A 10,625-nucleotide genomic window follows, 5' to 3' on the forward strand; every position below is an offset into this window, starting at 1 on the left:
TCAATGGGAGAATAAGGGGGAATTGCTTGTGACTTACAACATTAAAAAAGCAGCTGTTCTAGGTTCTGGGGTGATGGGCTCTGGAATTGCAGCACATTTAGCCAATATCGGTATACCAACATTACTATTAGATATTGCACCGAAGGAACTGACGCAAGAGGAAGAGGCAAAGGGTCTTTCTTTAGAGCATCCAGCTGTAAGAAATCGTATTGTAAACGGAGCTTTGCAAAAGTTATTAAAGCAAAAGCCAGCACCACTTACTTCTAAGAAAAATTTATCACTACTAACGGTTGGCAACTTTGAAGACGATCTAGGGAAACTAAAAGATGTAGATTGGATAATCGAAGTTGTAGTTGAAAATTTACCAATTAAACAAAGTCTCTATGAAAAAATTGATGCTGTTCGTAAACCAGGAACAATTATCAGTTCAAACACATCAGGAATTAGTATTAACGCAATGGCAGAGGGACGCTCAGACGACTTTAAAAGGCATTTCCTTGGAACGCACTTTTTCAATCCTCCTCGCTATTTAAAACTATTAGAAGTGATTCCTGCTAATACAACTGCGCCTGAAGTAGTTAGCTTCATGAAAACGTTTGGGGAAGATGTGCTTGGGAAAGGTGTTGTATTAGCAAAGGATACTCCAAACTTTATTGCGAACCGTATCGGAACGTATGGTTTACTTATAACTTTACAGGAAATGTTAAAAGGTGGTTATTCTGTTGGTGAAGTAGACTCTGTAACAGGTCCACTTATTGGTCGTCCGAAATCTGCCACTTTCCGTACACTGGATGTTGTGGGATTAGATACATTTATTCATGTAGCTAAAAATGTTTACGATCAAACAACAGGTGAGGAGCAGCAGGTGTTTGCTGTACCAGAGTTTTTACAGAAAATGGTCGCGAATGGCTGGCTAGGTGCTAAATCTGGTCAAGGGTTCTTCTTTAAACAAGGTAAGGACATACATGAGATTGATCCAACAACTTTAACTTATAGCCCAGTGAAAAAGTTGAAAACTCCTTCTATTGAAATGGCAAAACAAACGCGAGGTTTAGCTAATAAAGTCAAAGCATTAACATATGCGAAGGATCGTACAGGTGAGCTATTATGGGGGATTTTTGCACCAACATTAATTTATTCTGCTCAGCTACATGGTGAAATTGCGGATGATATCGTAGCCATTGACAATGCCATGAAATGGGGCTTCGGCTGGCAACAAGGACCATTTGAAATTTGGGATGCTCTTGGCGTAAAAGACTCTGTAGCGAAAATGGAGTCAGAAGGTCGTGATGTACCTGCATTTGTTAAAGAGATGCTGGCAAATGGTTTTGAGACATTCTATTCTGAAATTGATGGCGATTTAGCTTATTACAATGGGTCACAATATGTGAAAGTGCCAGTTAATGAAAAAGAGATTAATTTAAAACGTTATAAGAAAAAGCATGGTGTCATTAAATCAAATACAGGTGCTAGTTTAATAGACTTAGGGGATGGTATCGCATTACTTGAATTCCATTCACAATCGAATGCAATTGGTTTAGATATTATCCAAATGATTAACTTTGCAGTAGATGAAGTAGAGGCTAACTACAAGGGCCTAGTTATCGGTAACCAAGGGAAAAACTTCTGCGTTGGCGCAAATCTAGGAATGATTTTAGTAGAAGCACAGGATGATAATATCTTCGAGCTAGATTTCGTCATTAAGGCATTCCAAGATGCTATGCAAAAAATTAAATATTCCCGTAAGCCAGTTGTGGCAGCACCTTTTGCGATGACATTAGGCGGTGGAGCAGAGGTTTGTCTACCAGCTGCACATATCCAAGCAACGATGGAAACGTATATGGGCTTAGTGGAAGTAGGCGTTGGTTTAATTCCTGGCGGTGGCGGAAATAAAGCGCTTTATCAAAAATTCCTTAAGGGCTTGCCAAATGGCGTAGAGGTAGACTATCAACATATTGCTAATAAAGTATTTGAAACAATTGCGATGGCTAAGGTATCAACTTCTGGCGAAGAAGCACGTGAAAATAACTTCTTAAACTTTGCAGATGGTATTTCCGTTAACCCAGATCATCAATTATATGATGCAAAGCAGGCGGCTTTAGCGCTTTATGAAGCAGGCTATCAACCACCTGTACCTACAAAAGTGCCTGTTGTCGGTGCATCAGGTTACGGTACATTACTCATCGGTGCGCAAGGGATGTTTGAGTCAGGCTTTATTAGTGAACATGATTTGAAAATTGCTAAAAAATTAGCTTATGTTATTGCAGGTGGTAAGGTTCCATACGGCACATTAGTTGATGAACAGTATTTATTAAACTTAGAGCGTGAGGCGTTCCTAAGCCTTGTTGCTGATCCACTTTCACAGCAAAGAATGCAACACATGCTGTTAAAAGGTAAACCACTTCGTAATTAATTGACGAAATAGATCAATCTTGCACATGAAACAAAGGGGGATTAATAGGATGCGTGAAGCCGTTATTGTAGCAGGAGCACGAACTCCAATAGGAAAAGCAAAAAAAGGTTCATTAGCAACGGTGAGACCAGATGATTTTGGTGCTGTTGTAGTCAAAGAAACATTGAAAAGAGCGGGCTATGAAGGACCGATTGATGATTTAATCTTAGGCTGTGCGATGCCAGAAGCGGAGCAGGGGATGAATGTAGCACGTAGTATTGGTGCACTTGCTGGGTTACCAGATACAACACCTGCTCTAACGATTAATCGATTTTGTTCGTCAGGTTTACAGGCGATTGCCTATGCGGCAGAACGAATCATGCTCGGACATTCCAAAGCGATTCTTGCTGGTGGTGTAGAGTCTATGAGTATGGTACCAATGGTGGGAAATACACCACGCCTAAATCCAACGTTAGCTGAAACGGCTCCACAATATTATATGGGGATGGGCCATACAGCTGAGGAAGTGGCTCGCCAGTACAATGTTAGTCGAGAAGACCAGGATGCTTTTGCTGTTCGCTCACATGAGCTTGCTGAAAAGGCCATTAAAGAAGGTAAATTCAATGATGAAATTGTACCAATCGAAGTGGAACAGCATTATGTAGATGATCAAAATAAACCACAAGTGAAAAAATTCACATTTAGTATGGATGAAGGGGTACGTCCAGGTACATCTGTTGAAGGTTTAGCAAAACTACGTCCAGCTTTCCATGTAAAAGGTAGTGTAACGGCTGGTAATGCCTCTCAAACTTCTGATGGTGCTGCTGCTGTACTCGTAATGGACCGTGAAGAAGCTGTCAAGCAAGGGCTAACGCCAATGGCAAAATTCTTAGGCTTTGCTGTTGGAGGGGTACCGCCCGAAGTAATGGGGATTGGTCCAATTGTTGCTGTACCAAAAGCGTTAGAAATCGCAGGTTTATCCATAGAGGATATAGATTTATGGGAAATCAATGAAGCATTTGCTTCTCAATCATTACAGGTCGTACGTCATTTAGGGATCGACCAAGAAAAAGTCAATGTAAATGGTGGAGCCATTGCGTTAGGTCATCCGCTTGGTGCAACAGGAGCCATTTTAACACTTAAGCTTATTCATGAATTGAAGCGCCAAGGTAAGAAATATGGCGTAGTAACAATGTGTATTGGTGGCGGTATGGGCGCTGCTGGGGTATTTGAAATTCTTTAATAATTTGCTAGATAAGCTTGAGGTGTACTGTTTACGGTTGCCTCCGAACATTGTATACATCAAGCTTTTCTATAGATATGTTAAGCCAAGAAACATGGTTTTTGGAGTGCAATCGAAGCGTCAGCTATCTCTTTATAGGGACGATGAATTTATGGCGCTGAGGTGTCACTTATTAGGGGATTAGACAATCAAAATAGATACATTGGGAGGAATTAAACATGACTGAAAAAACAACTGATTTCATTAAAGGCGGCGGATTTCTTATTGAAGATGTGGAATTAGATCGTGTATTTACACCAGAAGATTTCACTGATGAGCATAAAATGATTGCTAAAACAACAGAGGAATATGTAGCAAATGAAGTATTACCAGTAGTTGAAAACTTAGAGCACCACGAATTTGAGCATTCAGTGCGTCTTCTTAAAAGTGCAGGCGAATTAGGTTTACTTGGAGCAGATGTACCAGAAGAATACGAAGGGCTTGGATTAGACAAAGTTTCTTCTGCTTTAATTGCTGAGAAAATGTCTGTTGCAGGTGGGTTCTCTATTACACATGGCGCTCATGTGGGGATTGGCTCATTACCAATCGTTCTTTTCGGTAATGAAGATCAAAAGAAAAAATATTTACCTAAGCTTGCCTCTGGGGAGTTAATTGCAGCCTATGCATTAACAGAACCAGGTTCGGGTTCAGATGCCCTTGGAGCAAAAACAACTGCGAAGCTTAATGATGCAGGAACACATTATATTTTAAATGGTGAAAAGCAATGGATTACCAATGCAGGCTTTGCAGATGTGTTTGTTGTCTACGCGAAAATTGATGGCGATAAATTCTCTGCATTCATCGTAGAACGTGCATTCAACGGCGTTTCAGTTGGCCCTGAAGAGAAGAAAATGGGGATTAAATCATCATCAACTCGTACATTAGTGTTAGAAGATGCGGAAGTACCTGTAGAAAATCTATTGGGTGAAATTGGCCGTGGGCATGTAATTGCGTTTAATATTTTAAATATTGGTCGTTATAAGCTGGGTGTGGGCACAATTGGTGGCTCTAAACGTGCATTAGAGTTAGCAATTCAATACACAAACCAACGTCAGCAATTTAAAACAAAGCTTTCTGATTTCAATCTTACTAAAGAGAAATTATCAACAATGGCTTCTCAACTGTATGCATCGGAATCTTTAAATTATCGTACGGTTGGTCTGTTTGAAGATCGTTTAAGTCAGTTAAGCCTTGAAGAGCAAAAGCAAGGAAAAGTGATTGCAGGTGCTATCGCAGAATACGCAATTGAATGCTCTATTGCAAAAGTGTTTGGTTCAGAAACACTAGATTACATTGCCGATGAAGCAGTACAGCTACATGGTGGCTATGGCTTTATGGCTGAATACGAGGTTGAGCGTATTTATCGTGATTCTCGTATCAATCGAATTTTTGAAGGTACAAATGAAATTAACCGCATGATTGTACCAGGCACATTTATGAAAAAGGCGCTAAAAGGTGAGTTACCACTATTACAGGTTGCCCAAAACTTACAGCAAGAGCTTCTAATGTTAATGCCAGAAGATATCGGTACAGAGCCACTTGCTCAAGAAAAATATTTAGTGAAAAATGCGAAGAAGATTGCTGTATTAGCAGCAGGTTTAGCAGCGCAACGCTTTGGTGCAAAGCTTGATCAGGAGCAGGAAGTATTAGTGAATATTGCGAATATCGCTAACCAATTATTTGCGATGGAATCGGCTGTTTTACGTACAGAAAAAGCAATTGCTCGTGATGGCGCTGAAAAAGCACATCAAAAATTGCTTTATACACAAATCTTCTGCCAAGAAGCATTTGCAGAAATCGAAAAAGAAGCAAAAGATACAATTCTTGCTTCAGCAGATGGTGATGCAGCGCGTATGACATTATCTGCGCTTCGTAAGCTAACTCGCAATAACCCATACAACTTAATTGCGAAAAAACGTGAAGCATCTGTAAAATTAATCGAAGCAGAAAAATATATCGTTTAATCATCAATGTAGCAAACTAGCTATCCTCTTTTGGGTAGCTAGTTTTTGCGATACCAATAAATTGCAAAATAGAGAATCATAAAAGTGACGGATAAAAAAGCAAAACAGATGGATAGACTGATGAAAATGAGAGAAGTTCCTCCATTCAAAACAATTATGATGGTATACTACAGAAAAAGACAGTAGAGGAGCATATTAATGACTATTCAATTTATCCATTACCCTAAATGTACAACATGTAAAAAAGCGCAAAAGTGGTTAAATGATCATGAAGTTTCCTATGAAGAGGTACACATTGTAGAGCAACCACCTACAAAGGAAGAAATAACAGCTTTATGGCAGGCAAGTGGAATGCCTTTAAAGAAGTTTTTTAATACATCTGGTATGAAATATCGTGAGCTTGGTTTAAAGGACAAGCTGGCTGATATGACGGAAGAGGAACAGCTTGAGCTACTTGCTTCTGATGGTATGTTAATTAAACGACCTATCGTGACTGATGGAAAAAAAGTAACGTTAGGGTTTAAAGAAGCTGATTTTGAGCAAACTTGGAAATAGCCGTCTTGATCGTGATAAAGGACTTACCTCTATTTGGAAGTGTAAGGCATGATCTGAATGAAAATAATGTCTCCGATGGATGTTTCTAATTTTTGAAGCGAACTCGAAAAAATATGCTTTCAATTACCTAGAGGTGTAATTGAATCTTGTTTTTATAGGAGAAGTATGGCACACTGAAAGTGAATATATTACATATTTATGGAGGGGTTTATTGCATGAGCACACCTAAAGACTTACGATACTCTGAAGAACATGAATGGGTAAAAGTAGAAGATGGAAAAGTACGTATTGGTATTACTCACTTCGCACAATCTGAATTAGGAGATATCGTTTTCGTTGAGCTTCCACAGGTTGGCGACGAAATCAAAACAGATGATCCATTCGGTAGCGTAGAATCAGTTAAAACTGTTTCTGAATTATATGCACCAATCTCAGGTACTGTAGTTGAAGTCAATGCAGATTTAGAAGATAGCCCAGAATTCGTTAATGAATCACCATATGAAAAAGCATGGATGATCGTTGTTGAGCCTGCTGATGCATCTGAAGTTGAAAAACTTATGACAGCAGAGCAATACGAAGAAATGATCGCTGAATAAGACAAGCTATAATCGAAAAACGTCGGAAACTACCGGCGTTTTTTGTTATATAATGACTTATAAGTGGGGATGTCTAATTGGAGGTGGCGTAATGTTCGAGGGAAAATGCTTGATCGTAGAAGGACGCTCAGATAAGCTACAAATTGAGCCTATTTTAAATGAGAATGTTACAATACTTTGTACGAATGGTACAATTGGTGTGCATCAATTAGAAGAGCTACTCGATCCTTATGAGGGCTGTGAGCTTTTCACTTTTTTTGATGCAGATACGTCTGGCGATAAGCTACGTGCATTAATGGACAGACATTATCCAGAGGCTGAGCATTTACGTACAATGCCAACATATAAGGAAGTAGAGACAACACCAAGAAAAGTGTTAGCGATGATTTTATTGCGCGCTCATTTCTCAATCCATAATGAATATATTTTGTAAGGTTGCGTGAAATCAATGGAAGAATGGTCAAAAGAGCAGTGGGAAGCGGCTATACAGTCGGGTGAAAAAGCTGCATTTTATTTATATACACCGATGTGTGGAACATGTGCGGTGGCATCAAAAATGCTGTCAGTTATTGAACAATTGCTGCCACAGCTTCAAATTGGCAAAGCAAATATCAACTTTCTAGAGCAGATTGCTTATGAGCATCAAATTGAAAGTGTCCCATGTTTACTTGTTACTGATGGCGGGAAAGTGACAGATAAAATTTATGCTTTTCAATCTGTACCTTTTTTGTACGAATTGTTAAAAAAATCAATTGACTGAACATTACTAGCGTGGTAAAGTATCAAATATATTACTAAAACATTAAATATATCGAACTCTTATGAAGAGCGGCGGAGGGAAGTGCCCTATGAAGCCCGGCAACCATCACCATGTGAAAAGGTGCCAAATCACCCAAAGATTTTTCTTTGAAAGATGAGAGAACGGTTTAACGTATCATACGTGACCCCTTCTACTTGTCTATGAGTGAAGGGGTTTTTTTATATAAGAAAAGGAGTATTCGCTATGATTCAGCTTCAAAATATTACGAAGAAATACAAAACAGCAAATGGCGAATTAACGGCAGTCAAAGACGTCAACCTTACTATAAATAAAGGTGAAATCTTTGGCATCATCGGCTATAGTGGTGCCGGTAAAAGTACCATGATTCGTTTATTAAATGGATTAGAGAAACCGACAACAGGAACGGTAACAGTAAACAATCTAGAATTTTCATCCATTAAAGGGCAAAAGTTAAGAGCTGCTAGACAAAAGGTAAGTATGATCTTCCAGCATTTCAATTTACTTTGGTCTAGAACAGTTGCTGAAAACATCGCTTTCCCTCTGGAAATTGCAGGTGTTCCCAAAGCTCAACGAGAAGCCCGTGTGAAGGAGTTAATCTCACTTGTAGGTTTAGAAGGACGTGATAAGGCATACCCATCACAGCTTTCAGGTGGTCAAAAGCAGCGAGTTGGGATTGCACGAGCATTAGCTAATAATCCAGAAGTTTTACTATGTGATGAGGCGACATCTGCACTGGATCCTGAAACGACAGATGCTATTCTTGACTTACTAGTTGATATCAATGAACGTTTAGGGTTAACGATCGTATTGATTACCCATGAAATGCACGTTATCCGTAAAATATGTCATCGTGTAGCCGTAATGGAGGCTGGTGAAATTGTAGAGCGTGGTGAGGTGTTGCAAGTTTTCCAAGCACCACAAGCAGCTATTACTAAGAAATTTGTAGCCCAGATTACCGACACAAAAGAAACAAAGGATACAGTGGAACAGATCAAAGCAAACTACCCAACTGGTCAACTTGTCAAGCTGATTTTTGTTGGTGAAAAAACGGAACAGCCCGTCATTTCACATCTTGTTAAAAAATTCGATGTGGAAGTAAGCATTGTTCATGGCAATATTTCGCAAACGAAAAATGGAGCATACGGTACACTTATTGTGCAAATTGATGGTTCTAAGGAAAATGTGGCTGATGCCCTACATTATTTAAATACAGTCGAAGTTCAAACGGAGGTGATCGCAAATGCTAACTAATCTCTTTCCGAACGTAGACTGGGAAAATATGTGGCAAGCTACGTATGAAACATTGTATATGACAGCTATTTCAACAGTTGTCACATTTATTCTTGGATTGGTTATTGGTATCTTGCTATTTTTAACAAGTCCTAATCAGTTATGGGCTAATAAAATTGTTAACTTTTTAACGGGGTCACTCGTTAATATATTCCGTTCCATTCCATTTATCGTATTAATTATTTTATTAATTCCATTTACGAAGTTTTTACTTGGGACAATTCGTGGAGCAAATGCGGCTTTACCAGCCTTAATTATTGGTGCAGCTCCATTTTACGCTCGTATGGTTTTAATTGCATTACGCGAAATTGATAAAGGTGTCATTGAAGCAGCTCGTTCAATGGGGGCTAAAACGTCCACAATTATTTGGAAAGTCCTAATCCCTGAATCATTACCAGCTCTGATTTCTGGTATTACCGTAACGGCTGTAGCACTTGTTGGTTACACTGCGATGGCAGGGATTATCGGTGCAGGTGGTCTTGGAAATTTAGCTTTCCTTGATGGCTTCCAACGAAATCGCCAAGATGTGACATTAATGGCAACTATTTTGATCTTAGTAGTTGTATTTATCATTCAATGGATTGGTGATGTCATTACCGATAAAATCGATAAACGCTAGAAAGACATTAGAGGTTATTCCGGTTCTTACCGCTAACATATTTCAAACAAAGTAAAAGGGAGTGTCATAAATGAAGAAATTATTGGCAGGATTATTTTTATCAATACTTGTCCTAGCTTTAGCAGCTTGTGGTACTGATAAAAAAGAAGATGCAAATTCAGCATCAGATGATCAATCAGATAGCAAAGAAAACGTAACATTAAAAGTAGGTGCTTCTAACACACCACATGCTGTTATTTTAGAAAAGGCAAAACCGATTTTAGCAAAAGAAGGTATTGATCTTGAAATCGAAACATATACAGATTATGTTTTGCCAAACCAAGATTTAGAGTCAGAAGAAATTGATGCAAACTATTTCCAGCATATTCCTTACTTAGAGTTACAAATTAAAGACAATGGCTATGATTTCGTTAATGCAGGTGGCGTTCATATTGAACCAATCGGTATTTACTCTAAAAAATATAAATCATTAGAGGACCTTCCTGAAGGAGCAACAATTTTACTTTCTAATTCAGTATCCGACCATGGTCGTATGCTATCATTATTAGAAGCAAAAGGCTTAATTAAACTAAAAGAGGGTATTGATAAAACAGCAGCTGAATTAAAGGATATTGAAGAAAATCCTAAAAACTTTAAATTCGATGCGAATACTGCACCAGAAATGCTTGTACAAATGTATGAAAATGACGAAGGTGATGCAGTATTAATCAACTCTAACTTTGCTATTGATAACGGCTTAAACCCAATCGAAGACGCTATTTCTCTTGAAGACAAAGAATCTCCATATGTAAACATCATTGCTGTACGTAAAGGTGATGAAACAAAACCAGAAATTAAAAAATTATTAGAAGTATTAACTTCGAAAGAAATCCAAGACTTCATCTTAGAAGAATGGAAAGGTGCAGTAGTGCCGGTAAAATAAGAATTGAAAATTCTTCAAAAGGGTACATAAGTTTAATGACTTATGTACCCTTTTGTGTTATTGAAAAAAGAGAGGCGGTTGCTTTTCATCTCGGTCATTGGGAAGCCCAACTTTCCTAAGAAAGGGTACAGATGATTAATTATCCTCAACTATGTACTTTTTATGACGTATAGGTATGTTCAGATATTGTCTAGTTATATTTTTTACTATAATACTGTTGTTAA

10 protein-coding genes and 1 riboswitch are annotated in these 10,625 nt (G+C 38.5%); all 10 genes read left to right on the forward strand.

All coding sequences use genetic code 11. From position 1 onward, the window contains the following. The first annotated feature begins 28 nt into the window (after positions 1-28). The 10 genes from SJW71_RS05325 to SJW71_RS05370 all read left to right on the forward strand — a co-directional run bounded on the left by SJW71_RS05325 (position 29) and on the right by SJW71_RS05370 (position 10,401). Entirely contained in the window at positions 29-2,413 is a 2,385-nt protein-coding gene (locus SJW71_RS05325) for a 3-hydroxyacyl-CoA dehydrogenase/enoyl-CoA hydratase family protein (protein WP_274794287.1), read from the forward strand. Positions 2,414-2,462: 49 nt separating this feature from the next. Next, complete coding sequence (locus tag SJW71_RS05330) at positions 2,463-3,635, forward strand: acetyl-CoA C-acetyltransferase (RefSeq protein WP_274794286.1); 1,173 nt, start codon at positions 2,463-2,465, stop codon at positions 3,633-3,635. Between the two features lie 218 nt (positions 3,636-3,853). Then, the gene (locus SJW71_RS05335; protein ID WP_274794285.1) at positions 3,854-5,638 is read left to right on the forward strand and encodes an acyl-CoA dehydrogenase family protein; all 1,785 of its coding nucleotides are present in this window, start codon (positions 3,854-3,856) and stop codon (positions 5,636-5,638) included. Positions 5,639-5,836: 198 nt separating this feature from the next. Continuing rightward, positions 5,837-6,193 carry an arsenate reductase family protein gene (locus tag SJW71_RS05340; RefSeq protein ID WP_274794284.1) on the forward strand — a complete coding sequence of 119 codons (357 nt, stop codon included), beginning with the start codon at positions 5,837-5,839 and terminating at the stop codon, positions 6,191-6,193. A 215-nt stretch (positions 6,194-6,408) separates the two neighbouring features. After that, on the forward strand, positions 6,409-6,789 hold the full coding sequence (gcvH, locus tag SJW71_RS05345; RefSeq protein ID WP_004228227.1) for a glycine cleavage system protein GcvH: 381 nt from the start codon (positions 6,409-6,411) through the stop codon (positions 6,787-6,789). Between the two features lie 91 nt (positions 6,790-6,880). Further along, the gene (locus SJW71_RS05350) at positions 6,881-7,222 is read left to right on the forward strand and encodes a hypothetical protein (RefSeq protein WP_004228229.1); all 342 of its coding nucleotides are present in this window, start codon (positions 6,881-6,883) and stop codon (positions 7,220-7,222) included. Positions 7,223-7,237: 15 nt separating this feature from the next. After that, positions 7,238-7,549, forward strand: a complete 312-nt coding sequence (locus SJW71_RS05355) for a thioredoxin family protein (protein WP_274794283.1) — start codon at positions 7,238-7,240, stop codon at positions 7,547-7,549. Between the two features lie 56 nt (positions 7,550-7,605). After that, positions 7,606-7,709: riboswitch (SAM riboswitch) on the forward strand. Positions 7,710-7,792: 83 nt separating this feature from the next. Continuing rightward, positions 7,793-8,821 (forward strand): methionine ABC transporter ATP-binding protein, encoded by a 1,029-nt coding sequence (locus SJW71_RS05360; RefSeq protein WP_274794282.1) that lies wholly within the window; start codon positions 7,793-7,795, stop codon positions 8,819-8,821. Next, entirely contained in the window at positions 8,811-9,479 is a 669-nt protein-coding gene (locus SJW71_RS05365) for a methionine ABC transporter permease (RefSeq protein ID WP_312505881.1), read from the forward strand. The genes SJW71_RS05360 and SJW71_RS05365 overlap by 11 nt, the downstream gene beginning before the upstream one ends. A gap of 70 nt (positions 9,480-9,549) precedes the next feature. Beyond that, positions 9,550-10,401, forward strand: a complete 852-nt coding sequence (locus tag SJW71_RS05370) for a MetQ/NlpA family ABC transporter substrate-binding protein (protein WP_274794280.1) — start codon at positions 9,550-9,552, stop codon at positions 10,399-10,401. The last annotated feature ends 224 nt before the right edge of the window (positions 10,402-10,625 follow it).

This window comes from Lysinibacillus sp. FW12, from assembly GCF_050817245.1.
GTDB classification, from domain to species: domain Bacteria; phylum Bacillota; class Bacilli; order Bacillales_A; family Planococcaceae; genus Lysinibacillus; species Lysinibacillus irui.